This window comes from Duganella sp. CT11-25, assembly GCF_047302815.1.
GTDB lineage: Bacteria > Pseudomonadota > Gammaproteobacteria > Burkholderiales > Burkholderiaceae_D > Rugamonas.
On the sequence record NZ_JBKBFD010000001.1, the window covers coordinates 5,382,098 to 5,406,051 of the forward strand.

Genomic DNA, 23,954 nt, shown 5'->3' on the forward strand with positions numbered 1-23,954 from the left:
GCATTAATCCACCGCCTGGATGGCGTCGTTGAGGTCCGCCACGATGCCGTCCAGCGAGGATTCGTCGTAGCCCTTATAGACGCGCACGACCTTGCCGTCGCGCCCAATGATGAGCATATGGGGAATGCCCTTGACGCCGTAGGACTTGGCGGTCGTCTCGTCCGGATCGTAAGCCAGCTTCAGCGTCAGCATCTTTAGCATCGATTCGGCTCTGCGGAACACTTTGCGTTCCTCGGTGTTCACGGCGATCACCTGCACCTTGTCGAACCCCGCCAACTTCTGAATTTTCTCCAGTACCGGAATCTCCTTCAGGCAGTAAGGACACCAGGTCGCCCAGAACGACAGGACCACCACCTTGCCCTTGTAGGCGTTCAGGTCCACCACTTCGCCGGAGAGTGTCTTGCCCACCACGCTGGGTGGGGTGTCGCCAATGTCCGGCGCGGCGGCGCGGGCCGCCGGCGCCAGGGCCAGCGCAAGCAGCAGGCAGAGAATATGGTGACGGCTCATGCGCGATGTCCTTCGTCATGGTACAAGTCCGCCAAGGATAGCAGCCGGCCAAGCCCCGAAAACACGCGCTTTGTCACGCAGCACGCCACCGGGACACTTAATTCAGTAGCCAGACATACTGCATCATCGTGGTCGCCTCGATCGGCTTGCCTGCCTTGGTGGCCGGCTTGAACGTGCACTTCTCGATGCCGGTGCGCGCCGCTTCGTCCAGGTCCTGGTGGCCGCTGGATTTCCTCACCTTGGATTTCTTGGCCTTGCCGTCGGTGCCGACCACGAACGACAGCGTGACCGTGCCGGTGCGCTGGGCGGCGATGGCGCCTTCGGGCCATAGCGGCTTGGCGCAGGTGTTGAAGTCGACCACTGCGGTTGTCAGTGAAGCGGCGGGCTGATCGGCGGCCTTGGTGGCCGCCTTGTCGGCGGCGGTGGCTTCGGCGTAGATCGACATGCAGGCCACTGCAAGTCCCAGCATCGGGATCGCGGCCTTCCAGTTCAGGGCCTGCGGGGCAGGGCGCAATAAGTGCTTGATACGTTCCATCAAATCTCCTCCGTTGGCCGCTTGGGCCAGGTGGTGGTGGGAGAACTGGAGTTTCTCCAGTTCGGAAAGTGCAAGAGCCAGACGCCGCGGTTCGCCCAGTTGTCTTGCTGCGAAATCGTCTGCGATCAATTCGCGTTCGGCGCGGATGCGGTTCGATATCCACCAGACGGCCGGGTGGTAGAACAGCAGCGACTCGATCGCGTTTTGCAGCAGGTTGACCAGATAATCGTGGCGCTTGATGTGCGCCATTTCATGCGCCAGCAAGGCCTCCAGCAGATCGGGCGGCATGCCGGACAGCAGCGCCGCCGGCACCAGCACGATCGGACGCCACCAGCCGGCCGTCACCGGGCTGCCGATCGTCGTGACGATGCGCAGCCGCACCTTGCGGTCGACGCCGAAGCGCTGCGCCATATGCGCCAGCTTCGCTTCCCAGCGCAGCTGGTTCTGGCGGTGGTTGCAATCGCACTGCTTGCTGGCGCGGTCTATCCACAGCAGGCCGAGGATCATGCGCAGCGCCATCACGCAGGCGCACAGCGCCCACAGGCTGACGATGCCGCGCAAGGAGCCGCGCAGGTCGAATGGCGTGCCGTCGCCGACGATGGTCTGGACCGCCAGTTGCATCACGTAGACGCTGGCGCCGCCGCCGGCGGCGGCATCGCCGGCCAGGCGCTGGTACAGGTCGAGCGCGGGCCAGCACAGGCAGGCCATCAGCGCGGAGCAGGCAACCCAGTAGCGGTATTCGGCGCGGCTGTTGCGCAGCAGCGCGAGGGCGACGGCGGTGGCGCAGCCGAGCAGCAGGCCTTGCCACAGGAAGTGCATCAGCGTCAGGCCGAGGGCGAAGATGAAGGCGCTCATTGCTTGTCTTCCTTGAGGATTTTCTCGATTTCGTCGCGTTCTTTTTTCGAGATGCCGGAGCGCAGCGCGGCCAGCACCAGCGCCTTGGCCGAGCCGGCGAAGGCTTTCTGCATCAGGTCTTTCAGCAGGTTGGTTTGCAGCGCGTCCTGCGCCTGCGACGGCGCGTAGACGTGCGAGCGGGCGCTCTCGTCGCGGATCAGGATGCCCTTGGTGTGCATGATCTGCATCAGGCGCAGCACGGTGCCGTAGGCCAGGTCCGGCTTATCGGCCAGCATGGCCTCGTGCACCTGCTTGGCGGTGGCCGAGCCGAGCGGCCACAGTGCTTGCAGCAGGTCGAGCTCCGCCGCGGTCGGTTTCGGAATGGTCATGGCGCCCTCTTGTCAGCTTGCTAAAGTATTTGTAGATTAGTCTGTCTAGACAAAAATGTATACTTTAATTTCCGGCAGCTAAAGAGGGCGTTGTTCTAAGTAGACAGTGATGTCTATTTCAGCTTAGTCTGTTGTGGAGAACAGGCGTTTGAGTTTGCGGCCGCCGGTGATTTCGAAGCCGTGACGTTCGTAGAAGGCCAGGCTGCGGTCGAATTCCGGCAGCGGCGGCGTGCAGACTTCCAGGCGGTTCCAGCGCCGCTTGCGCGCCAGTTCCGCCGTGGCGTTCAGCAGCTGCGTACCGACGCCGTTGGCGCGGTAGGGTGGGGCGACGAAGAATTCCTGCATCGTCGCCAGCGCGCCTTCCGCGTACAGGGCGCGGCCTTCGGAGATGCCGACGAAGCCGATCGCCTCTCCTTCGGCGATGGCGATCAATGCGATGTATTTTTCCTCGCGCAGCAGCGCGTAGCACAGGCTGGCGGTTTTCTGCGGGTCCAGGTTGAAGGCCTGGACGCCGAGGCGCGCGGAGATTTCCTCGGTCAACGCCACGGCCATCGCGGCGATGGCGCCGGCATCTCCCGGAACAGCCAAACGTATTCTTGTGTCGGTCATCGGATGCGGTTTTCGTATCAAAGGTGGACTACGCAGGGTATCAGTTTTCACCCCCTGCAAAACACGTGCTTTATCACGGTGCCGGTTCGCGCGCGCAAGTGGCCGTTCTTTGGCCCGCGCGCGCCTGCCGGCATGATGCAATCACCTGTCACGACTAGCGGCCGGATGACCAAACGCTTCATCGAATGCCAGTTCTGCCAGCTCTCTAACCTGCTGTGAGCTGTCTTCCATGCGATGGACAGCGACCAGCCATTTGTAGTTGTTATAAGGTTCCTGTTCCAGGTTGATGCCTCCTGGACTACCTTCATCAAGTTTGATGCAATGTGCCCAAAATGGCTCATAAAAATCCCGGCCTGTATTCTTTTGAGCGCTTTCATATCGCTCCTTGCGTACCGCGTATTCTTCCTTGTATTTCGCGTTGAACAGATGGCTTGTTATTCTCTTCCTGGTCGTCGAACATTCGCCCCGGTAGACCGCTTGAAGATCGCCAGCCCAAAGTTCGCAAGTGTTATTTGCTACCGGTCGGTCTGTAAAAATAACGTAAAAACCCTCTCCGCGGAAAATACCCTTGAGGTCCTGGAGTGTCGTCAGCGCAACGACGTCGATCCTTGGCGCAGGTAGTGCAGTGGCTGCTGGGCTTTGGTTATTCTGATAAAACTTCTTAAATGCCGTAACGAACTGCGTCTTGATCCGGGAGCGTGCGATCAACATTGCATCGTTCAGCTCATCTTTCATTTCTATGACGTTATACATGACTCAATTGTGAAGAGGGTTATCGAACACAACCAGTAGCCAGCAACCGCTCAGACAAAAACACCCCGTAAGCCTTGCAACTTACGGGGTGCAATGGGATTGTGAACGAGGTGCTTAGCCGGCCAGCTTGGCTTTCAGCAGTTCGGTCAGCTGGGCCGGGTTGGCCTTGCCGCGCGAGGCTTTCATCGCCTGGCCGATCAGCGCGTTGAGCGCGGCTTCCTTGCCGGCCCGGTACTGCTCGACCGATTTCTCGTTGGCCGCGATGACGTCGTTGACGATCGCTTCCAGCGCGCCGGTGTCGGAAATCTGCTTCAGGCCCTTGGCTTCGATGATGGCGTCGACCAGGTTCTCGTCGCTGGACCTGGCTTCCCACATGCCGGCGAAGACTTCCTTCGCGGCCTTGTTGGAGATGGTGCCGTCGGCGATGCGCTTCAGCATGGCGGCCAGCTGCGGCGCCGATACCGGCGCGTCGTCGAGGTCCACGCCTTCGCGGTTCAGGGTCGACGAGACGTCGCCCATCAGCCAGTTGGCGGCGGCCTTGGCGTTTTCCTTGCCGGCTTTTTCCACCACGGCGACGAAGTAGGTCGCCATCGCTTTCGATGCGGTCAGCACCAGCGAGTCATATTCCGGCAGCGCGTATTCGCTGACGAAGCGCGCGCGCATGGCGGCCGGCAGTTCAGGCATGGAAGCCTTCACCTTCGCGATCCACTCGTCGGAGATCATCAGCGGCGGCAGGTCCGGGTCCGGGAAGTAGCGGTAATCCTGGGCGTCTTCCTTGCTGCGCATTTCGCGCGTCTCTTTGCGGTCCGGATCGTACAGGCGGGTCGCTTGCACCACCTTGCCGCCATCTTCGATCAGCTCGATCTGGCGGCGCACTTCGACGTGCACGGCTTCCTCGATGAAGCGGAACGAGTTCAGGTTCTTGATCTCGCAGCGGGTGCCGAATTCCTTCTGGCCCTTGGGACGCACGGAGACGTTGACGTCGCAGCGGAACGAGCCTTCCTGCATGTTGCCGTCGCAGACGCCCAGCCACATCACCAGCGAGTGCAGGGCCTTGGCGTAGGCCACCGCCTCGGCGGCGCTGCGGATCTCCGGCTCGGAGACGATCTCCAGCAGCGGCGTGCCGGCGCGGTTCAAGTCGATGCCGCTCATGCCGGCATAGTCTTCGTGCAGCGATTTGCCGGCGTCTTCCTCCAGGTGGGCGCGCGTCAGGTTGACGGTCTTGGTGACGAATTCGCCATCCTTCTCAAAGCCGAACGTCAGCGAGCCGCCGATGACCACCGGGTCCTCGAACTGGCTGATCTGGTAGCCCTTCGGCAGGTCGGGATAGAAGTAGTTCTTGCGGGCGAAGATCGAGGCCGGCGCGATCTTGGCGCCCACGGCCAGGCCGAAGCGGATCGCGCGGTCCACCGCCTGCTTGTTCATCACCGGCAGCACGCCCGGCAGCGCCAGGTCGACCGGGCTGGCTTGCGTGTTGGGTTCGGCGCCGAACTTGATCGGCGATCCACTGAAAATTTTAGATTCGGTCGTGAGCTGCACGTGGTTCTCAAGACCGATGACGACTTCCCATTCCATATGATTCTCGCTCTGTGTTCTGTATGTTAGATGCCGGCCGGAGCGCGGGTGTGCCAGTCGGTCGCCAGCTGGTACTGGTGGGCGACGTTGAGCAGCCTGGCTTCGCCGAAATGCTTGCCGATGATCTGCAGGCCCACCGGACGGTTCTTGTTGCCGAAGCCGACCGGGATCGACATGCCGGGCAAGCCGGCCAGGCTGGTCGACAGTGTGAAGATGTCGGCCAGGTAGGCGGCGACCGGGTCGTCCGACTTGTCGCCCAGGTCCCAGGCCACGGTCGGCGCGACCGGTCCCATGATGACGTCGCAGACGGCATCCGGGCCGTTCAGCACTTTTTCGAAATCCTGCGCGATCAGGCGGCGGATCTTTTGCGCCTTCAGGTAGTAGGCGTCGTAGTAGCCGTGGCACAGCACGTAGGTGCCGACCATGATGCGGCGCTTGACCTCGGCGCCGAAGCCTTCGGCGCGGGTCTTGCGGTACATGTCGGCCAGGTCCTTGTAGCCTTCGGCGCGGTGGCCGTAGCGCACGCCGTCGAAGCGCGACAGGTTGGACGATGCTTCGGCCGGCGCGATCATGTAGTAGGCCGGGATCGACAGCGCGGTGTTCGGCAGCGAGATATCGACCAGCGTAGCGCCCATCTCGACGTACTTGGCCAGCGCGGCGCGCACGGCCTGCTCGACGTCGGCCGACAGGCCTTCGCCGAAGTATTCCTTCGGCACGCCGATGCGCAGGCCGGTCAGCGGCTGGCCCAGTTCGCGCGTGAAGTCTTCATCCACGCCGCCCAGTTCCGGCGTCAGCGAGGTCGAGTCGCGCTCGTCGAAGCCGGCCATCGCGTTCAGCAGCAGCGCGCAGTCTTCGGCCGTTTGCGCCATCGGGCCGCCCTGGTCCAGCGACGAGGCGAAGGCGATCATGCCGAAGCGCGAGACGCGGCCGTAGGTCGGCTTGATGCCGGTGATGCCGCAGAAGGCGGCCGGCTGGCGGATCGAGCCGCCGGTGTCGGTGCCGGTGACGGCCGGCGCCAGGCGCGCGGCCACGGCGGCGGCGGAACCGCCCGACGAGCCGCCGGGCACGGCGTTCTTGTCCCACGGATTCTTGACCGGACCGAAGGCCGAGTTTTCATTGGCCGAGCCCATCGCGAATTCGTCGCAATTCAGCTTGCCCAGGGTGACCATGCCGGCGTCGCGGAATTTCTGCACCACGGTGGCGTCGAACGGGCTGACGTAGTTGGCCAGCATTTTCGAGCCGGCGGTCGAGCGCCAGTCGCGGGTGACGAAGATGTCCTTGTGCGCGATCGGCACGCCGGTCAGCGCGGAGGCGGTGCCGGCGGCGATGCGGGCGTCGGCCTCGGCGGCCTGCGCCAGGGTCAGCGCGCGGTCCACGTGCAGGAAGGCGTTCAGGTCGCTTTTTTCGATACGGTCGAGGAAGTGCGTCGCCAGTTCGGTGGCGGTGATGGCTTTGCTTTGCAGTAGCGCGGACAGCTCTTTAATGGTTTTGGTGTGCATGGCGTTTCAATTCAGATTCGTTGCGGCGTCGTCCCCGCGCAAGCGGGGACCCATGCTGGGTATGGATTCCCGCTTGCGCGGGAATGACGGTCTAGAGGTTCCGGGTCTTACTCGATCACTTTCGGCACCAGATACAAGCCGTCCTGGGTCTTGGGCGCGACGGCCTGGTAGTCCTCGCGGCGATTGGCCTCGGTGGCCGCGTCTTCGCGCAGGCGCAGGGCGATGTTATTCATGTGCGCCGCCAGCGGGTGGCTGAGCGGGGCGACGCCGTCGGTGTCGACCGCCTGCATCTGCTCGGCCAGCGCGAAAATGCCGTTCAGCTGCTCCAGCGCGGTGGCGGACTGCTGCTCGCTCATCTCAAGTTGGGCCAGTTTGGCAATGCGTGTTACGTCGGATAGGGTCAGGGACATGGCGAATGGCGCGGACGGACCGCGCAAGGTTTGGTTGTTATATTGATAAAAATCTTGAAGTTCTGCCTACTCACCGGCAAAAGTCGACGATTGCCGCGTATTTGCTGCTTGCGCCGCCACACTTTTGGCTGGATTTTCGGCAAATCGCATTCAAATTATAAGGTAGAATGGCGGGTTGATGCGTTGCCGGCGCTGAATCATTGCTGCCGCCGCATCCGACACGGATTCCCTTTAACGGCTTACGCGCACATTAGTGGCGCCACAGGACACACATGTTTGGTTTTTTACGCAGGTATATTTCCACCGATCTGGCCATCGACTTGGGCACGGCCAACACTCTGATCTACGTCCGCGGCCAAGGCATCGTCCTTGATGAACCATCGGTCGTAGCCATCCGCCAAGAGGGCGGACCGAACGGCAAGAAGACGATCCAGGCAGTTGGTAAAGAAGCAAAACAGATGCTGGGCAAAGTCCCGGGCAACATCGAGGCGATCCGCCCGATGAAAGACGGCGTGATCGCCGACTTCACCGTCACCGAACAGATGCTCAAGCAGTTCATCCGCATGGTGCACGACTCCAAATTCTTCCGTCCTTCGCCGCGCATCATCATTTGCGTACCGTGCGGCTCGACCCAGGTCGAGCGCCGCGCGATCCGCGAATCCGCGCTGGGCGCGGGCGCTTCGCAGGTCTACCTGATCGAAGAGCCGATGGCCGCGGCAATCGGCGCCGGCCTGCCGGTATCGGACGCTACCGGCTCGATGGTGGTCGACATCGGTGGCGGCACCACCGAGGTGGGCATCATCTCGCTGGGCGGCATGGTCTACAAAGGTTCGGTGCGCGTCGGCGGCGACAAGTTCGACGAAGCGATCGTCAACTACATCCGCCGCAACTACGGCATGCTGATCGGCGAACAGACCGCGGAAGCGATCAAGAAAGCCATCGGTTCGGCCTTCCCCGGCTCCGAAGTCAAGGAAATGGAAGTCAAGGGCCGCAACCTGTCCGAAGGCATCCCGCGCTCGTTCACGATTTCGTCCAACGAAATCCTGGAAGCGCTGACCGACCCGCTCAACAACATCGTCTCGGCCGTCAAGAACGCGCTGGAACAGACGCCGCCTGAACTGGGCGCCGACATCGCCGAAAAAGGCATGATGCTGACCGGCGGCGGCGCGCTGCTGCGCGACCTGGACCGCCTGCTGATGGAGGAAACCGGCCTGCCGGTGCTGGTGGCGGAAGATCCGCTGACTTGCGTGGTACGCGGCTCGGGCATGGCGCTGGAGCGGATGGACCAACTGGGCTCGATCTTCTCCTACGAATGATCTGACTAGACGGGGCCGCCAATAGCGGCCCCGATGCATTAGGGTGAGTTGACAGTCTCGTTGGCGCGCGAGCGCCGGATTATTTGGAAGTCATGGAATACAGTCCTCCGCCACTTTTCAAGCAAGGCGCTTCGGCCCGGGTCAAGATGACGGTGTTCGCGTGCATATCGATTGCACTGCTGCTGGTTGATTCGCACATGCGCACGCTGGAGACGGTGCGCTTTTTCGCTGGAACGGTGCTGTCGCCGTTGCAGAAGGCGGCCTTGCTGCCGCGCGACGCCATCTATGGCGTCGGCGATTATTTCTCCACCTTGTCGTCGCTGGAAAAGCAGGTGCGCGAGCTCAAACGCCAGCAGATCGCCGGCGCCCAGGCTTTGCAGCAGGCCCAGCTCCAGACGGCGGAAAACGCCCAGCTGCGCCGCCTGATGGACGCGCGCGAGCGCCTGCCCGTCAAGTCCCAGCTGGCCGAGGTGCTGTACGACGCGCGCGACGTCAACAGCCGCAAGATCATCCTCGACCGCGGCACCCGCAGCGAGGTGGTGCTCGGCCTGCCCGTCATCGACAACCAGGGCGTGGTCGGCCAGGTCACGCGCGTGTTCCCGTTCACCTCCGAAGTGACGCTGCTGAGCGACAAGGAGCAGGCGATCCCGGTGCAGCTGCTGCGCAACGGCTTGCGCAGCGTGGCCTATGGGCGCGGCAAGTCGGGCGCGCTGGAACTGCGCTTCACGGCGCCCAATGCGGATATCCAGGTCGGCGACATCGTCGTCACCTCGGGCCTGGACGGCATCTACCCGGCCGGCCTGGCGGTGGCGCGCGTGACGCAGGTGGAAAACAGCGCCGGCGGTTCCTTCGGCGGCGTGATCTGCCAGCCGCTGGCCGGCATCTCCAACAATACGCAGCTGCTGATCCTGATGTCGACGCCGGAGATGCCTCCGCGTCCGCCGGACGAAGAGCAGCGCGCGCTGCGGAAACATAACAACAAGATGGCGCCGATCAAGGAGGCGCCGAAAGAGGGCGTCGATGGCCAGCCTGCCGCCGCCGCGGCCACGCCGGCAGCGGGCGGCGCGCCGGGCCTGATCCCGGTGATGCCTGCGCCGGCGCCGAAACCTGCGCCGGCGGCGGATGCTCCCGCCGCCGCGCCGGCCACCGCGGCACCAGCCGCCAACGCACCAGCCGCCGCCGCCGCGCCAGCCGCCGTCAAACCGAAGGAACCGGCACGATGAATCGTCCACATTACATACTGCTGCCGGTCAGCCCGCTGTTCATCGCGTTCAGCCTGTTCTGCGCTTTTCTCCTGAACCTGCTCCCCTGGGGCAGCTTCGTCGGCGTGCCGGACTTCGTCGCGCTGGTGCTGGTGTTCTGGGGCGTGCACCAGCCGCGCAAGGTCGGCATCGGCACCGCCTTCTTCCTCGGCCTGCTGATGGACGTGCACGACTCCACGCTGCTGGGCGAGAACGCGCTGGCCTACACGCTGCTGTCCTACTTCGCCATCATGCTGCACCGCCGGGTGCTGTGGTTCCCGCTGCTGACCCAGGCCATGCACGTGTTCCCGCTGCTGGTGATGGCGCAGTCGGTGCAGCTGATCGTGCGCTTCTTCGTGTCCGGCAAATTCCCGAACTGGTTCTACTTCATCGAAAGCGTCATCGCCGTGGCCCTGTGGCCGCTGGCGACCTGGCTGCTGCTGGCGCCGCAGCGGCGCGCGGTCGATCGCGACCACACCCGGCCTATCTGACGTCCTGGTCCCGGCATGACTGAGATCAAGGACAACCAGCGCGAACTCCAGCAGTTCCGCCTGCGCCTGACGGTGCTGGGCGGGATGGTGTTCTTCTGTTTCGGCCTGCTGCTGGCGCGCTTCATCTGGCTGCAGGTCATCAAGCACAGCGACTTCGCCGTCAAGGCCGAAGAGAACCGCATCGCGGTGGTGCCCATCGTGCCGAACCGGGGGCTGATCCTGGACCGCAACGGCGTGGTCCTGGCGCGCAACTACTCGGCCTTCACGCTGGAGATCACGCCCTCCAAATTGAGCACCACGCTGGACGAGGCCATCGACGAGCTGTCCAAGCTGGTGTCGGTGGAGCTCAAGGACCGCAAGCGCTTCAAGAAGCTGCTGGAGGAATCCAAGGGCTTCGAGAGCGTGCCGCTGCGCACCCGCCTGACCGACGAAGAGGTGGCGCGCTTTTCGGCGCAGCGCTTCCGCTTTCCCGGCGTCGAAGTGCAGGCGCGCCTGTTCCGCCAATATCCGCTGGGCGAGACCGCCTCGCACGTGATCGGCTTCATCGGCCGCATCAACCAGTCCGAGATCAAGGCCATCGACGCCACCGACGACGCGCCCAACTACAAGGGCACCGACCATATCGGCAAGGAAGGCCTGGAGAAGAGCTACGAGAAGCAGCTGCACGGCCAGACCGGCTATGAGGAAGTGGAAGTGTCGGCAGGCGGGCGCGCGATCCGCACGCTGTCGCGCACCGCCGCCACGCCGGGCAATAACCTGATCCTGTCGATCGACATCGAATTGCAGAAGGTGGTCGAGGAAGCCTTCGGCGAATGGCGCGGCGCCTTCGTCGCCATCGAGCCGTCGACCGGCGACATCCTGGCCTATGTCTCGCGCCCTGGCTACGATCCCAACCTGTTCGTCGACGGCATCGACTCGCAAAGCTGGAACGAACTGAATACCTCGCTGGACCGGCCGATGGTGAACCGTCCGCTGTCCGGCACCTATGCGCCGGGTTCCACCTTCAAGCCCTTCATGGCGCTGGCCGCGCTGGAGCTGGGCAAGCGCAATCCGGCCCAGGCCTATCCCGATCCCGGCTACTTCTACCTGGGCGGCCACAAGTTCCGCGACGATAAAGTGGGCGGCCACGGCAACGTCGACCTGCGCCGCTCCATCATCGTCTCCTGCAATACCTATTACTACCAGCTCGGCAACGACATGGGCATCGACGCCATCCACGATTTCATGCAGCCGTTCGGCTTCGGCGAGAAGACCGGCATCGACCTTGAAAACGAAAAGACCGGCGTGCTGCCGTCCAAGGAGTGGAAGCGCAAGCGCTTCAAGAGCGCGGCCACGCAGAAGTGGGTCGGCGGCGACACCATCTCGGTCAGCAACGGCTCCGGGTACAACTCGTACACGCCGCTGCAGATCGCCCACGCGATGGCCAACCTGGCCAACGACGGCGTGGTGATGAAGCCGCACCTGGTCAAGATCATCGAAGACGGCTCGACGCGCGCGCGCAAGTTGACCGTGCCGAAGGAAAGCTACCGCATCGCGCTCAAGCAGGAGAACATCGACCTCGTCAAGAGCGCGATGGTGGGCGTGAACAGCGAGCCTGGCGGCACCGCCTACCGCGCCTTCGCCAGCGCCGGCTATACCTCGGGCGGCAAGACCGGTACCGCGCAGGTGGTGGCGATCAAGGCCAATGAGAAATACAACTCGGCCGCGCTGGCCGAACGCCTGCGCGACAACGCGCTGTACACCGCCTTCGCGCCGGCCGACAAGCCGCGCATCGTGGTCGCGATGGTGGTGGAGAATGCCGGCTGGGGCGCGGAAATCGCCGCGCCGATCGCGCGCAAGGCGCTTGATTTCTACCTGCTGGGCAAGCGTCCGGCCGACAAGGAAACCACCAAGGTGCCGAAGGAAGATGCGGTGGCCTTCGATCCGATCGAGGAGCCCGGCGCGGCCGAAGCCGCCGCCGCCGCCGTCGAAGCCAAGCGCGAGCCCGCGCCGCCGGCCCCCGCTCCGGCCCCGGCGCCGGCCGTGGTGACGCCCGCGCCGCAGCCGCCTGCGCCGACGCGGAAGAAACAATAAGGATCACCTCATCATGCGCATAAACGAAAGGCGTTCATTGTGGCGCCGCCTGCGGCCGTATTTCACCGTGTTCGACGGACCGCTGACCGTCATCATCCTGATGCTGCTGTCGGTCAGCCTGGTCACGCTGTACTCGGCCAGCATCGGCATTCCCGGCAAGATGGAAGACCAGCTGCGCAACATCGTGCTGTCGTTCGTCGTGATGTGGGTCGTGGCGAACATCTCGCCGCAGATGATGATGCGGATCGCCGTGCCGGCCTATGCGATCGGCGTGCTGCTGCTGATCGCGGTGGCGCTGTTCGGCACCATCAAGCTGGGCGCGCGGCGCTGGCTGCACATCGGCATCGATATCCAGCCGTCCGAGTTCATGAAGATCGTCACGCCGCTGATGCTGGCCTGGTTCTTCCAGAACCGCGCCGGCCAGCTGCGCTGGCAATCGTATGCGATCGCGGCGGTGCTGCTGGCGGTGCCGGTCGGCCTGATCGTGCGCCAGCCGGACCTGGGCACGGCGCTGCTGGTGGTGGCCGCCGGCTTCTGCGTGATCTTCCTGGCCGGCCTGTCGTGGAAGGCGCTGGTCGGACTGGTGCTCGCCGGCGCCGCCAGCCTGCCGGTGATCTGGTCGGTGCTGCACGACTACCAGCGCGAGCGCGTCATGACGCTGATCGATCCGACCTCCGACCCGCTGGGCAAGGGCTTCCACATCATCCAGTCGACTATCGCGGTCGGCTCGGGCGGCATCACCGGCAAGGGCTGGACCCACGGCACGCAGGCCCACCTTGAGTTCATCCCCGAGCGCACCACCGACTTTATCTTTGCCGTCTACTCGGAGGAATTCGGCCTGGCCGGCAACCTGCTGCTGATGGTGCTGTACCTGCTGCTGATCGGCCGCGGCCTGATGATCGCCGGCAGCGCGCCCAACTTCTTCACCCGCCTGCTGGCCGGCGCGGTGACGATGATTTACTTCACCTACGCCTTCGTCAACATGGGCATGGTCAGCGGCATCCTGCCGGTGGTCGGCGTGCCGCTGCCGTTCATGAGCTACGGCGGCACAGCGCTGCTGACGCTGGGCCTGGGCGCCGGCATCCTGATGAGCATACAGCGCCACCGCAAGCTGGTGCAGACCTGATGGGGCTCGTCCAGGGCCGTTCCTGGCGGCAGCGGGTGCTGCCGTACCTCGCGGTGTTCGACGGGCCGCTGGCCATCATCATCACGCTGCTGCTGTTCGTCGGCCTGATCACGCTGTACTCGGCCGGCATGGCCATTCCGGGCAAGGTGGCCGACCAGCTGCGCAATATCTTCATGGCCTTCATGGTGATGTGGATCGCGGCGAACGTCCCGCCGCAGGCCATGATGCGGCTCGCCGTGCCGGCCTACGCGCTGGGCGTGGCGCTGCTGGTCGCCGTCGCGCTGTTCGGCGTCATCAAGGGCGGCTCGCGGCGCTGGCTCAACCTCGGCTTCCAGATCCAGCCGTCGGAACTGATGAAGATCGCCATGCCGCTGATGCTGGCCTGGTTCTTCCAGCGGCAGCAGGGCCAGTTGCGCTGGCATGCGTATGCGATCGCCGCGCTGCTGCTGGCGGTGCCGGCCGGCCTGATCGCGCGCCAGCCCGACCTGGGCACGGCGCTGCTGGTGACGGCGGCGGGATGCTATGTGATCTTCCTGAGCGGCCTGTCGTGGCGGGTGCTGGCCGCGCTGGCGGCGGCCGGATGCGCGGCTTTGCCGCTGCTGTGGGCCGTGATGCACGACTACCAGCGCGAGCGCGTCATGACGCTGATCGATCCCTATCACGACCCGCTGGGCAAGGGCTTCCACATCATCCAGTCGATGATCGCGATCGGTTCCGGCGGCTTTTCCGGCAAGGGCTGGACCCACGGCACGCAGGCCCACCTGGAGTTCATCCCCGAGCGCACCACCGATTTTATTTTCGCCGTGTTCTCCGAGGAGTTCGGCCTGACCGGCAACCTGGTGCTGATGGCGCTATACCTGCTGCTGATCTGGCGCGGCCTGCATATCGCGGTCAATGCGGCGACGCTGTTCTCGCGCCTGCTGGCCGGCGCGGTGACGATGATTTACTTCACCTACGCCTTCGTCAACATGGGCATGGTCAGCGGCATCATCCCGGTGGTCGGCGTGCCGCTGCCGTTCATGAGCTACGGCGGCACCGCGCTGCTGACGCTGGGCCTGGGCGGCGGCATCCTGATGAGCATCCAGCGCCATAGCCGCGCGGTGCGCTCCGGGGCGCTGGCGTAATGGAGATCAAGGACACCGAGCAGGAACTGCGCGAGTTCCGCACCCGCGTCACCGCGCTGGGCGGCATGGTCTTCATTTGCTTTGCGCTGCTGCTGGCGCGCTTCATCTGGCTGCAGATCATCAAGCACGAGGACTTCGCCGTGAAGGCGGAGGAGAACCGTATCGCCCTGGTTCCCATCGTGCCGAACCGGGGGCTGATCCTGGACCGCAACGGCGTGGTCCTGGCGCGTAATTACTCGGCCTATACGCTGGAGATCACGCCGTCCAAGCTGACGGCGACGCTGGACCAGACCATCGACGAGCTGGCCACGCTGGTGGAGGTGGACGTCAAGGACCGCAAGCGGTTCAGGAAGCTGCTGGAGGAATCGCGCGGCTTCGAGAGCGTGCCGCTGCGCACCCGGCTGACCGACGAGGAGGTGGCGCGCTTTTCAGCGCAGCGCTTCCGCTTCCCCGGCGTCGAAGTGCAGGCGCGCCTGTTCCGCCAGTATCCGCTGGGCGAAACCGCTTCGCACGTGATCGGCTTCATCGGCCGCGTCAGCCGCGCCGAGGCCGAGGCCATCGAAGACACCGACGATGCCGCCAACTACAAGGGCACCGACCATATCGGCAAGGAAGGCCTGGAGAAGAGCTACGAGCAGCAACTGCACGGCAAGACCGGCTACGAGGAAGTCGAGGTATCGGCCGGCGGGCGCGCGATCCGCACGCTGTCGCGCACTTCGGCCACGCCGGGCAGCAACCTGATACTGTCGATCGACATCGAGCTGCAGAAAGTGGTGGAGGAGGCCTTCGGCGAACGGCGCGGCGCGCTGGTGGCGATCGAGCCGTCGAGCGGCGACATCCTGGCCTATGTCTCGCGGCCGGGCTACGATCCCAACCTGTTCGTCGACGGTATCGACGCGCAAAGCTGGAACGAACTGAATACCTCGCTGGACCGGCCGATGGTCAACCGCCCGCTGTCGGGCACCTACGCGCCGGGTTCCACCTTCAAGCCCTTCATGGCGCTGGCCGCGCTGGAGCTGGGCAAGCGTACCCCGGGCCAGGCCACCTACGATCCCGGCTACTACTACCTCGGCGGCCACAAGTTCAACGACGACCTGGCCGGCGGCCATGGCAACGTCGATATGCGCCGCTCCATCATCGTCTCGTGCAATACCTATTACTACGCGCTGGGCCACGACATGGGCATCGACGCCATCCACGACTTCATGCAGCCGTTCGGCTTCGGCGAAAAGACCGGCATCGACCTGGATAACGAGAAAGCCGGTGTGCTGCCGTCGCAGGAATGGAAGCGCAAGCGTTTCAAGGGTGCGACGGGCAAGTGGGTCGGTGGTGATACCATCTCGGTCAGCAACGGTTCGGGCTATAACGCCTACACGCCGCTGCAGATCGCGCATGCGGTGGCCAACCTGGCCAACGACGGCGTGGTGATGAAGCCGCACCTGGTCAAGATTCTTGAGGATGGTGCGACGCGGGCGCGCAGCCTGACCGTATCGAAGGAGAGCTATCGCATTCCGCTCAAGCGGGAGAATATCGATTTCATCAAGAACGCGATGGTCGGCGTGACCAGCGAGGCTGGCGGCACCGGCTTCCGCGCCTTTGGCGGCGCCGGCTACACGGTGGGCGGCAAGACCGGCACCGCGCAGGTGATCACGATTAAAAAGGGCGAGAAGTACAATGCCGCGAAACTGGCCGAGCGGCTGCGCGACAATGCCCTGTTCACGGCGTTTGCGCCGGTGGACAAGCCGCGCATCGCGATCGCGATCGTGGTGGAGAACGCGGGCAAGGGCGGCGAGCAGGCCGCGCCCATCGTCCGCAAGGCGCTGGATTATTATTTGCTGGGCAAGCGCCCGGCGGCAAAGGATACGACCAAGGTGGAGAAGGAAGACGCGGAGACCGTGCTGCCGGTGGAAGGGCAGACGCTGGAGGAGCAGGCCGCCGCCATTGAACTGGAACGGCCGCCGCCACAGAAGAAACCATGAGGATGACGTCATGCGCATAGCCCGAAGCCGTATCCTGAAAATCTCCGCCGTGCTGGCGGCGCTGGCGCTGGCCGGTTGCGGCACCGTGCCGACCGACGAGGGCGGGCCGTTGTCCCGCTCATCGCGTACCGGTGCGCCGGTCATCAAGGCGCCGTCCACCAGCAAGCCGGCGACCACGCTGCCGGTGCTGCCGCCGGCGAACTCCGGCCGTGGCGGCTACTACCAGGACGACGGTCCCGGCGACGCCGCGCCGGCCAACCTGGCCGACGTGCCCGACGCCGATGTGCGCAACGATCCGCTGCTGCCGCGTTCCAACCGTCCGTATGTGGTCTTCGGCAAAACCTACACGCCGATCACCGACAACAAGCCGTTTACGCAGATCGGCGTCGGCAGCTGGTACGGCAAGAAATTCCACGGCCAGCGCACCTCGTCCGGTGAGCTGTACGATATGTACAAGATGACGGCGGCGCATCCGACGCTGCCGATTCCTTCCTATGCGCGGCTGTCCAATATGGTCAGCGGCGCGGTGGTGATCGTGCGGATCAACGACCGCGGGCCGTTCCACGCCAACCGCGCCATCGACGTCTCGTACACGGCGGCGCTGAAACTGGGCCTGCTGGGCAAAGGCAGCCATGAGTTGAAGATCGAACGCATCCTGCCCGACGAGATCGACCGCATGCAGGCCTCGCGCGAAGGCGTGTCCGGCACCACCAAGCCGCGCTTGCAGTCGCAATCGAAGGAGCGCCTGGTGACGGCGCCGACACCACCGTCCGCGCCGTCGCTGGTCCAGCCGCTGGTGTTGACGCCACAGCCGGTGCCGGGCACCCTGACGCCGCAGGTCGAGGCGCTGATGCTGTCCGACCGCGCGCCGGTGGACTCGGACGCGCTGTCCGCGAGTAGCGGCGGCATGGCAAGCGGCTACTATATCCAGCTGGGCGCCTACTCGCGCGCGGAGAATGCGGAAGCGGTGCGCGGCAAGCTGGCCGGCAGCGGCTTGAACGCCATGGAAGTGGTGCAGGGCGGCTCGGTGTTCCGCTTGTTCAGCGGGCCGTTCGCCACCCGCCAGGAAGCGCAGCAGGCCACGCAAGGCCTGCCGTCTTCATTGCGGCTTAAACCGATCGTGATCCAGCGCTAGGCGCCGGCGCGCCCGCTGGCGCGGTTACTTGCAGGCGTGGGTTTCGGCGTTGGGGAAGCCGGTGCCGATCTGTTCCAGCCTGGCCTTCAACGCCGCATCGACGTCGCGGAACTGGAAGCCCAGCAGTTTGCTGCCGCTCATGCGCGGCGCCACGCGCGCGCTGCGCACGCCTTGTTTCATCAGCATGGCCAGCTGGTTCTGCGCCGCGCCTTCGGTCTTGAACACGCCCAGCGAAATCCCCCAGCGCAGCGGCGAGCTGTCCGACATGACGAAGTAGTTGGTCACGCCCAGGCCGCGCAGTTCGCCGGCCTTCTTGTCGGCGGCCTCCTTGCTGCCCTGCGGCGGAATATAAACGATATAACTCGATACCTCGGTGCCCGGCAGGTTGCGGCGCGACTGGCGGTCGCCCAGGTTCAGCGGCGCCAGCTGGGTTTCGAAGCGGCGCGCATCGGCCAGCACGAAGCTGCCGATCTCCAGGCAGGCCAGCGCTTCCGGCGCGGCCTTGGCGGCGCTGGCAGCGGCGGCGGCGGCCGTCGCCGCGGAGACGTTGTTGGCTTTTTCGGCCGGGATGATGACCAGCTTGTCGGCGTTGAGCTGCTTGAGCAGGCGCTCCGGCTCGCGCTCGTTGCCGCTGAAATGGCCGAGATAGCCCTGCCCGTACGCGAACAACGCGGCGTTGACGGCTAACAGCGACCAGAAAATAAATTTCAGCACGAGGGCGTTTCCCTATTCTGCGCTGCCGGCGGCAGCATGCAAACCGATCAACACGATATTCTCGACTATACGGTACGGCACTTTCAGCAGCGGCGCAATGTAGGGCGCCGCGCCGCCGGAGATGATGCACTCGGCGGCGCCATGCAGCGCGAACGCATGCTCGATGGCGCCGCTTTGCGCCGTCATGCAGCCGCTCAGGATGGCATCGTCGGTATTGTCGGCGAATCCGTCCGGCAGCTTACCGTCTTGCGCAATTTGCGGCAACTGCGCCGTGTTGCGCGCCAGCGAGCTAGCCATCAGGCCGAGGCCCGGCAGTATCATCCCGCCCAGGAACACGCCGTCCGCCGTGACGGCGTCGATGGTGGTGGCGGTGCCGCAGTTGGCGACCACCACCGGCAGGTTCGGCGCCAGCGCATGGCCGGCGATGGCGGCGGCGAAACGGTCGCAGCCCAGCTGCGCCGGATTGCGGTAGCCGTTGGTCAGGCCGGCCAGCGCCGGCAGCGAGGCAAACCAGTCGATGGCCTGCTCCGGCAGCATGGCGGGGAAGGTCCGCTGCAGCACGTATTCCAGGTGCACGCGCAGCGCATTGCCGGCCACGTTGGCGATCATGATGCGGTCGACGCCGCGCTCGGCCACCGCTTCACTCCAGGCCAGTTCGAGTTGCGGCAGGTCGGTGTGGGCGACGGCGCCGTGCGCGGTCCATGCGCCCAGCGCGGCGCCAGGTTCGGCCAATGCCCATTTGACGCGGGTATTGCCGGCGTCGATCAGTAAAATCATGATGTTCCGATAGGTGAGGATAAGCGCAGCGAGACGTCGCCGGACAGCACGTCGACCCGGCCTTGCGCGGTGTCGAGCATCAGGCGGCCGATGGCGTCGACGCCGGCGGCCACGCCTTGCTGCAGGATCTTGCCCCGGTCGAGGACGACCACGTCCCGGCCCTGCCAGGCGTGCAGCGCATTCCAGCGGCCGGCGAACGGCGCGAAGCCGGTGTCGTCGAATTCGGCCAGCACGGCGGCCAGGCGGCTCAGCAGCGCGGCCATCAGCTGGTTGCGGTCCATCTTGGCCAGCCACGGCGCGGCGGCCACTTCGCGGCCGATCGCCGCTTCCAGTTCGTCCGGCATGACCAGGTTCAGGCCCACGCCGATGACGGCCCAGATCGCGCCGTCGGTGTCGTCGCGCGCGGTCTGCGTTTCGACCAGGATGCCGGCCAGTTTCTTACCGTCGCGCAGCAGGTCGTTGGGCCACTTGATCTGCACCGGCACGCCGAGCGCGGCGATGGTCTCGGCCAGCGCGACGCCGACCGCCATCGGCAGGCCGGACATCCGGTGCAGCGGCCCCTTGAAGCGCCATGCCAGCGAGAACATCAGCGCCGCGCCTGGCCGGGACAGCCATGCGCGGCCGGCGCGTCCACGGCCGGCGGTCTGGTTTTCGGCGATCCGCAGCAGCGGACCGTTCAGCGTATCGATGCGGGCCAGCAGGTCGGCGTTGGTGGAGCCGGTTTCGGCCACCGCTTCGATGGCGACGTGCGACGCGCTGGTGGCGCAGTGGGCGGTGATGGCCGGTGCGGATAAAGTGTTCATGCTGCGGCTTTTTTGCGGGGTTTGTGCGGCGCCTTGCCGAAGGCGAAATCGTAGACGGGGTTCGGCAGCAGCCGCAGCACCTTGGCGACCACGCCCATCTGCCACGGGATGACGGCGTAGCTGTCGCCGGCTTCGACGACGCGCGCGGCCTTGGCCGCGAATTTTGCGGGCGCCATCAGGAACGGCATCGGATATGGGTTCACCTGCGTCATCGGCGTGTCGATGTAGCCGGGGCACAGCGTGACGACGCGGATGCCGTAAGGCTTGAGCTCCAGCCGCAGCGATTCGCAGTAGCTGATCACCGCCGCCTTGGAGGCGCTGTAGGCTTCCGCGCCGGGCAGGCCGCGTATGCCGGCCACGCTGCCGATGCCGACCAGCCGCCCGGGCGTGCGCTGCGCGCGCATCGCCGCGATGAAGGGCGCGAAGGTGGCGGCGGTGGCCACCACGTTGGTCGCGATCACGTCCGCAAATACAGGAATGTCTTCGGCGAACTCGGTGAGCGTGCCGACCGAGATGCCGGCGTTGGCGATCACCACGTCGACGCCGCCCGCGTGCGCGAGGAAGGCTTGCGCGGCGGCGGCGATCGCCGCGTGGTCGCGCACGTCGACCGCGTAGGCGCGGTGGCGTTCGGGATGGGGCAGGGAGGCGATCAGCCGGTCCAGCGTGTCGCCGCGCCGGGCCAGCAGGCCGAGCGTGGCGCCTTGCGCCGCATACTCCGCGGCCAGCGCGGCGCCGATGCCGCTGGAGGCGCCGGTGATGAAGACGCGCAAAGGCGTCATGGCTGGACGGCGCCTTGGGCTTGCATGCTTATTTCTTTTCCGCTTTCGCTTTCGCGACCAGCACGTCCAGCACCTGCGTGACTTCGCCGTGCAGCTGCGCTTCGGTGGCGGCGGCCTGCTTTTCGGCGTCGGCCATGGTCGGCGAGGTCATGTACTTGCCGTCCACGGCCAGCATCGGCCAGGAGTCGACGTTATAGGCGTCCATCATCGCGCTGGCCTTGCGCACGCGGCCGGCCACGCCGAAGCCGCGGTAGGTGTCGATGAATTTCTGGCGGTCGATGCCCTGCTTGGCGATGAAGTCGAACACCAGCTCATCGCGGTTCATGCGGTTGTGGTTGACGTGGATCTCGGCGAAGGCCTTGGTGTGCAGCGCTTCGGTCAGCGCGCCCATCGCTTCCAGCGTGAAGAACATTTTTTGCTGCGGCAGGTCGGTGCCGGAGCGCGAGATGTGCATGCGCTTGAAGACGATGTTGTCGCCCTGTTTCTTGACCCATGCGCCCAGCGCCGGATCGAAGGCGGAGCAGTGCGGGCAGGCGTAGTCGAAGAATTCGATGATCTCGACCTTCTTGCCGGTGTCGACCGGCTGCGGCGCGGCCAGGGTCTTGTATTCAACGCCGTTCTTCGGATCGGCCGGCGATGCGGAGGCGGACGACAGGGCGACTGCGCTCAAGGTCAGCGCGGTCAGGATGAATTTCAGGAATCGCATCTTTACTCCTCAATGATTTTTGCTTGGTTATTTCTGGTTGCGGACGACGGCGACGTCGATACCGTTTTCGGACAGCTTGCTGCGTACCTTGTTCATCGCTTCGACCTGGTTGAACGGGCCGATGCGCACGCGGTGCAGCACGCCGGTGTCGGTGGCGCGGTCGGAGACGTTGGCCTCGAAACCGAGCAGAGCCAGCTTGGCGCGGGCGCTTTCGGCGTCGGCGATTTCACGGAAGGCGCCGGCCTGCAGGTAGTAGATGAATTTGTCGTCGCCGGCGTCGGCTGCGGGGGCGGCCGGCGCGGCCTTGGCCACCGGCTGCGGCGCGACGTTGGCGGCGGCCGGCGTGGCGGGAGCCGCCTTCGGCGCCGGCGCCGGCGCGGGCGCCGGTGTGGCCGGCGTGGCCTGGATCTTGTCCACCACCGCTTGCAGCGGATCGGCCGCGGGCGGCGCCTTGGGCGGTTCCTTCGCAAAATCCTTCGCCGCCTCGCGCGCCGCTTCCTTGTTGCCGTACATCGGCTTGTTCGGATCGGCCGCCTGGCCCGCCGTGGTTTCCGCCGACTTGTTCGCATGCCCCTTGTCGGTGAACGGCGTCGAACCCTTGGTGATCACCAGCGCCACGACCACGGCGATCGCCAGGCCGATGACCAGGCCGATGACGATGCCGACGAAGGTGTTGCCCTGCTGTCTGGAACGCGGAGTAAAGCTGGAGCGGAAATTCATTGTGCGGGATGTCCTTCGCAATTACATTTTATTGGGAGCCGAGACGCCGATCAGCGCCAGGCCGTTGCGCAGCACCTGGCGGGTAGCGACCATCAGCGCGATGCGCGCCGCTTTCAGCGCTTCGTCGTCGACCAGCACGCGCTCGGCGAAGTAGAAGCTGTGCAGGTTGGCGGCCAGGTCGCGCAGGTAGAACGCGATCTGGTGCGGCCCCAGTTCCGCCTGCGCGCGCGCCAGCGTTTCCGGGTAGGCGGCCAGCGTCGCCAGCAGCGTCGCCTCGGTCGGCGCGGTCAGCGGCGACAGGTCGACGTTGGCCAGGTCGGCTTCGGCGCCGGTCCACTGTTCCAGCATGCGGCAGATGCGCGCGTGGGCGTACTGCACGTAATACACCGGATTCTCGTCCGAGGTCTTGAGCGCGACATCGACGTCGAACACGAATTCGGTGTCGGCCTTGCGCGAGATGAGGAAGAAGCGCACCGCGTCGCGGCCCTTGGTGATGTCGCCGCCGCCCGACCATTCGATCAGGTCGCGCACGGTGACGTAGGAGCCGGCGCGCTTGGAGATCTTGACCTCTTCGCCGCCCTTCATCACGGTGACCATCTTGTGCAGCACGTAGTCGGGGTAGCCTTGCGGGATGCCGAGGTCGACCGCCTGCAGGCCGGCGCGCACGCGGGCGATGGTGCCGTGGTGGTCGGAGCCCTGGACGTTGATCGCCTGGGTGTAGCCGCGCTGGAACTTGACGATGTGGTAGGCCACGTCCGGCACGAAGTAGGTGTAGGTGCCGTCCTTCTTGCGCATCACGCGGTTCTTGTCGTCGCCGTAGTCTTCGGTGCGCAGCCACAGCGCGCCTTCTTCCTCGTAGGTCTTGCCGGACTTGTTGAGCATGTCGACGGCGGCGTCGACCTTGCCGTCGGCGTACAGCGACGATTCGAGGTAGTAGTTGTCGAACTTGACGCCGAAGGCCTGCAGGTCGATGTCCTGCTCGTTGCGCAGGTAGGTCACGGCGAAGTGGCGGATCGATTCGATGTCCTCGACGTCGCCCGAGGCGGTGGCCGGCGAGCCGTCCGAGGCCGACACGGTCTTCCCGGCCGTGAAGTCGGCGGCGATGTCGGCGATGTAGTCGCCGTTGTAGGCCGATTCGGGCCAGGCGGCGTCGCCCGGCTTGTGGCCGCGCAGGCGCGCCTGCACCGAGTTGGCCAGGGTCTGGATCTGCACGCCGGCGTCGTTGTAGTAGAACTCGCGGGTGACGTCGTAGCCCTGCGACTTGAACAGCGAGGACAGCGCGTCGCCCAGCGCGGCCTGGCGGCCGTGGCCCACGTGCAGCGGGCCGGTCGGGTTGGCCGAGACGAATTCGATGATGACGCTCTTGCCGTTGCCGACCACGCCGCCGCCGTAGGCGGCGCCCTGCGCCAGCACGGTCTTGACCACGGCCTGCTTGGCGGCGGCGCTGACGCGCAGGTTGATGAAGCCGGGGCCGGCGATGTCGGCCGATTCCACCAGGCCCTTGCCGGCCGGGTTGGCCAGCAGCGCGTCGACCACCTTGGTGGCCAGTTCGCGCGGGTTCATTTTCAGCTGCTTGGCCAGTTGCATGGCGATGTTGCAGGCGACGTCACCGTGCGACGGGTCGCGCGGACGCTCCAGCACGACGTTGCCGACGACGTCGGTGCCGGCCAGGATGGGTGCGAGGGCGGCCTGGAACAGGGCGGTGATATCTTGTTTTTGTTGGGCGAGCATGAGCATGGTGGCGGACTGGCCGCGCTAAAAATGTATCCGGAAGCGAAAACGGCCGGCGGCAGGGCCGGCCAAACAGCGGTAATTATACTGGTTTGCAAAGATACGCGGCCAGTGGCGCGGAGTGGCGT

At 65.2% G+C, this 23,954-nt stretch carries 23 protein-coding genes; 8 read left to right on the forward strand and 15 right to left on the reverse strand.

Annotated features, from left to right (window positions below):
* Positions 1 to 3: 3 nt before the first annotated feature.
* From ACEN9F_RS23185 to gatC, 8 genes are all read right to left on the reverse strand, one after another.
* Positions 4 to 507 carry a TlpA disulfide reductase family protein gene (locus ACEN9F_RS23185; protein WP_413423724.1) on the reverse strand — a complete coding sequence of 168 codons (504 nt, stop codon included), beginning with the start codon at positions 505 to 507 and terminating at the stop codon, positions 4 to 6.
* 97 nt (positions 508 to 604) lie between these two features.
* Positions 605 to 1,897 carry a M56 family metallopeptidase gene (locus ACEN9F_RS23190; RefSeq protein ID WP_413423726.1) on the reverse strand — a complete coding sequence of 431 codons (1,293 nt, stop codon included), beginning with the start codon at positions 1,895 to 1,897 and terminating at the stop codon, positions 605 to 607.
* Positions 1,894 to 2,265, reverse strand: coding sequence for a BlaI/MecI/CopY family transcriptional regulator (locus tag ACEN9F_RS23195; protein WP_413423728.1), 372 nt, complete (start codon positions 2,263 to 2,265; stop codon positions 1,894 to 1,896). The genes ACEN9F_RS23190 and ACEN9F_RS23195 overlap by 4 nt, the downstream gene beginning before the upstream one ends.
* A 123-nt stretch (positions 2,266 to 2,388) precedes the next feature.
* Positions 2,389 to 2,853 (reverse strand): N-acetyltransferase family protein, encoded by a 465-nt coding sequence (locus ACEN9F_RS23200; RefSeq protein ID WP_413423730.1) that lies wholly within the window; start codon positions 2,851 to 2,853, stop codon positions 2,389 to 2,391.
* A gap of 162 nt (positions 2,854 to 3,015) precedes the next feature.
* The gene (locus ACEN9F_RS23205) at positions 3,016 to 3,627 is read right to left on the reverse strand and encodes a hypothetical protein (RefSeq protein ID WP_413423732.1); all 612 of its coding nucleotides are present in this window, start codon (positions 3,625 to 3,627) and stop codon (positions 3,016 to 3,018) included.
* Between the two features lie 114 nt (positions 3,628 to 3,741).
* Positions 3,742 to 5,202 (reverse strand): Asp-tRNA(Asn)/Glu-tRNA(Gln) amidotransferase subunit GatB, encoded by a 1,461-nt coding sequence (gatB, locus tag ACEN9F_RS23210; protein ID WP_413423734.1) that lies wholly within the window; start codon positions 5,200 to 5,202, stop codon positions 3,742 to 3,744.
* Positions 5,203 to 5,228: 26 nt separating this feature from the next.
* Entirely contained in the window at positions 5,229 to 6,701 is a 1,473-nt protein-coding gene (gene gatA, locus ACEN9F_RS23215) for an Asp-tRNA(Asn)/Glu-tRNA(Gln) amidotransferase subunit GatA (protein WP_413423736.1), read from the reverse strand.
* Positions 6,702 to 6,808: 107 nt separating this feature from the next.
* Positions 6,809 to 7,111, reverse strand: a complete 303-nt coding sequence (gene gatC / locus ACEN9F_RS23220) for an Asp-tRNA(Asn)/Glu-tRNA(Gln) amidotransferase subunit GatC (protein WP_209725246.1) — start codon at positions 7,109 to 7,111, stop codon at positions 6,809 to 6,811.
* Between the two features lie 272 nt (positions 7,112 to 7,383).
* On the opposite strand from gatC, the gene ACEN9F_RS23225 reads away from it, so the two are divergent.
* From ACEN9F_RS23225 to ACEN9F_RS23260, 8 genes are all read left to right on the forward strand, one after another.
* Positions 7,384 to 8,427, forward strand: coding sequence for a rod shape-determining protein (locus tag ACEN9F_RS23225; protein WP_008445008.1), 1,044 nt, complete (start codon positions 7,384 to 7,386; stop codon positions 8,425 to 8,427).
* Positions 8,428 to 8,519: 92 nt separating this feature from the next.
* A complete protein-coding gene (gene mreC, locus ACEN9F_RS23230; protein ID WP_413423738.1) occupies positions 8,520 to 9,650 on the forward strand; it encodes a rod shape-determining protein MreC in 1,131 nt (376 codons plus the stop codon).
* Entirely contained in the window at positions 9,647 to 10,159 is a 513-nt protein-coding gene (gene mreD / locus ACEN9F_RS23235) for a rod shape-determining protein MreD (RefSeq protein WP_413423740.1), read from the forward strand. Before mreC ends, mreD begins: the two co-directional genes overlap by 4 nt.
* 15 nt (positions 10,160 to 10,174) lie before the next feature.
* Positions 10,175 to 12,232, forward strand: coding sequence for a penicillin-binding protein 2 (gene mrdA, locus ACEN9F_RS23240; RefSeq protein WP_413423742.1), 2,058 nt, complete (start codon positions 10,175 to 10,177; stop codon positions 12,230 to 12,232).
* A gap of 13 nt (positions 12,233 to 12,245) precedes the next feature.
* A complete protein-coding gene (gene rodA / locus ACEN9F_RS23245) occupies positions 12,246 to 13,358 on the forward strand; it encodes a rod shape-determining protein RodA (RefSeq protein WP_413423744.1) in 1,113 nt (370 codons plus the stop codon).
* On the forward strand, positions 13,358 to 14,482 hold the full coding sequence (gene rodA, locus ACEN9F_RS23250; RefSeq protein ID WP_413423746.1) for a rod shape-determining protein RodA: 1,125 nt from the start codon (positions 13,358 to 13,360) through the stop codon (positions 14,480 to 14,482). Before rodA (ACEN9F_RS23245) ends, rodA (ACEN9F_RS23250) begins: the two co-directional genes overlap by 1 nt.
* Positions 14,482 to 16,461 (forward strand): penicillin-binding protein 2, encoded by a 1,980-nt coding sequence (gene mrdA / locus ACEN9F_RS23255; RefSeq protein WP_413423748.1) that lies wholly within the window; start codon positions 14,482 to 14,484, stop codon positions 16,459 to 16,461. The genes rodA (ACEN9F_RS23250) and mrdA (ACEN9F_RS23255) overlap by 1 nt, the downstream gene beginning before the upstream one ends.
* A 10-nt stretch (positions 16,462 to 16,471) precedes the next feature.
* Positions 16,472 to 17,596 carry a septal ring lytic transglycosylase RlpA family protein gene (locus ACEN9F_RS23260; RefSeq protein WP_413423750.1) on the forward strand — a complete coding sequence of 375 codons (1,125 nt, stop codon included), beginning with the start codon at positions 16,472 to 16,474 and terminating at the stop codon, positions 17,594 to 17,596.
* A 24-nt stretch (positions 17,597 to 17,620) separates the two neighbouring features.
* On the opposite strand, the gene ACEN9F_RS23265 is transcribed toward ACEN9F_RS23260, so the two are convergent.
* From ACEN9F_RS23265 to argS, 7 genes are read right to left on the reverse strand one after another with little or no spacing between them, the layout of a single operon-like run.
* Entirely contained in the window at positions 17,621 to 18,310 is a 690-nt protein-coding gene (locus tag ACEN9F_RS23265; protein WP_413423752.1) for an SPOR domain-containing protein, read from the reverse strand.
* A gap of 12 nt (positions 18,311 to 18,322) precedes the next feature.
* Complete coding sequence (locus tag ACEN9F_RS23270; RefSeq protein WP_413423755.1) at positions 18,323 to 19,087, reverse strand: type III pantothenate kinase; 765 nt, start codon at positions 19,085 to 19,087, stop codon at positions 18,323 to 18,325.
* The gene (locus ACEN9F_RS23275; protein ID WP_413423757.1) at positions 19,084 to 19,890 is read right to left on the reverse strand and encodes a biotin--[acetyl-CoA-carboxylase] ligase; all 807 of its coding nucleotides are present in this window, start codon (positions 19,888 to 19,890) and stop codon (positions 19,084 to 19,086) included. Before ACEN9F_RS23275 ends, ACEN9F_RS23270 begins: the two co-directional genes overlap by 4 nt.
* Positions 19,887 to 20,669, reverse strand: a complete 783-nt coding sequence (locus ACEN9F_RS23280) for an SDR family oxidoreductase (RefSeq protein ID WP_413423759.1) — start codon at positions 20,667 to 20,669, stop codon at positions 19,887 to 19,889. The genes ACEN9F_RS23275 and ACEN9F_RS23280 overlap by 4 nt, the downstream gene beginning before the upstream one ends.
* Before the next feature lie 28 nt (positions 20,670 to 20,697).
* Entirely contained in the window at positions 20,698 to 21,375 is a 678-nt protein-coding gene (locus tag ACEN9F_RS23285; protein WP_413423761.1) for a thiol:disulfide interchange protein DsbA/DsbL, read from the reverse strand.
* Between the two features lie 27 nt (positions 21,376 to 21,402).
* Positions 21,403 to 22,095: an SPOR domain-containing protein gene (locus tag ACEN9F_RS23290; protein WP_413423763.1), complete on the reverse strand. Its 693-nt coding sequence runs from the start codon at positions 22,093 to 22,095 to the stop codon at positions 21,403 to 21,405.
* A 21-nt stretch (positions 22,096 to 22,116) separates the two neighbouring features.
* Positions 22,117 to 23,826: an arginine--tRNA ligase gene (gene argS, locus ACEN9F_RS23295; RefSeq protein WP_413423765.1), complete on the reverse strand. Its 1,710-nt coding sequence runs from the start codon at positions 23,824 to 23,826 to the stop codon at positions 22,117 to 22,119.
* Positions 23,827 to 23,954 lie beyond the last annotated feature (128 nt).

Coding starts and splice junctions, on each gene's coding strand:
- ACEN9F_RS23185 (WP_413423724.1), bottom strand. CDS start 507: ATGAGCCGTCACCATATTCTCTGCCTGCTGCTTGCGCTGGCCCTGGCG.
- ACEN9F_RS23190 (WP_413423726.1), bottom strand. CDS start 1,897: ATGAGCGCCTTCATCTTCGCCCTCGGCCTGACGCTGATGCACTTCCTG.
- ACEN9F_RS23195 (WP_413423728.1), bottom strand. CDS start 2,265: ATGACCATTCCGAAACCGACCGCGGCGGAGCTCGACCTGCTGCAAGCA.
- ACEN9F_RS23205 (WP_413423732.1), bottom strand. CDS start 3,627: ATGTATAACGTCATAGAAATGAAAGATGAGCTGAACGATGCAATGTTG.
- gatB (WP_413423734.1), bottom strand. CDS start 5,202: ATGGAATGGGAAGTCGTCATCGGTCTTGAGAACCACGTGCAGCTCACG.
- gatA (WP_413423736.1), bottom strand. CDS start 6,701: ATGCACACCAAAACCATTAAAGAGCTGTCCGCGCTACTGCAAAGCAAA.
- gatC (WP_209725246.1), bottom strand. CDS start 7,111: ATGTCCCTGACCCTATCCGACGTAACACGCATTGCCAAACTGGCCCAA.
- ACEN9F_RS23225 (WP_008445008.1), top strand. CDS start 7,384: ATGTTTGGTTTTTTACGCAGGTATATTTCCACCGATCTGGCCATCGAC.
- mreC (WP_413423738.1), top strand. CDS start 8,520: ATGGAATACAGTCCTCCGCCACTTTTCAAGCAAGGCGCTTCGGCCCGG.
- mreD (WP_413423740.1), top strand. CDS start 9,647: ATGAATCGTCCACATTACATACTGCTGCCGGTCAGCCCGCTGTTCATC.
- mrdA (WP_413423742.1), top strand. CDS start 10,175: ATGACTGAGATCAAGGACAACCAGCGCGAACTCCAGCAGTTCCGCCTG.
- rodA (WP_413423744.1), top strand. CDS start 12,246: ATGCGCATAAACGAAAGGCGTTCATTGTGGCGCCGCCTGCGGCCGTAT.
- rodA (WP_413423746.1), top strand. CDS start 13,358: ATGGGGCTCGTCCAGGGCCGTTCCTGGCGGCAGCGGGTGCTGCCGTAC.
- mrdA (WP_413423748.1), top strand. CDS start 14,482: ATGGAGATCAAGGACACCGAGCAGGAACTGCGCGAGTTCCGCACCCGC.
- ACEN9F_RS23260 (WP_413423750.1), top strand. CDS start 16,472: ATGCGCATAGCCCGAAGCCGTATCCTGAAAATCTCCGCCGTGCTGGCG.
- ACEN9F_RS23270 (WP_413423755.1), bottom strand. CDS start 19,087: ATGATTTTACTGATCGACGCCGGCAATACCCGCGTCAAATGGGCATTG.
- ACEN9F_RS23275 (WP_413423757.1), bottom strand. CDS start 19,890: ATGAACACTTTATCCGCACCGGCCATCACCGCCCACTGCGCCACCAGC.
- ACEN9F_RS23280 (WP_413423759.1), bottom strand. CDS start 20,669: ATGACGCCTTTGCGCGTCTTCATCACCGGCGCCTCCAGCGGCATCGGC.
- ACEN9F_RS23285 (WP_413423761.1), bottom strand. CDS start 21,375: ATGCGATTCCTGAAATTCATCCTGACCGCGCTGACCTTGAGCGCAGTC.
- ACEN9F_RS23290 (WP_413423763.1), bottom strand. CDS start 22,095: ATGAATTTCCGCTCCAGCTTTACTCCGCGTTCCAGACAGCAGGGCAAC.
- argS (WP_413423765.1), bottom strand. CDS start 23,826: ATGCTCGCCCAACAAAAACAAGATATCACCGCCCTGTTCCAGGCCGCC.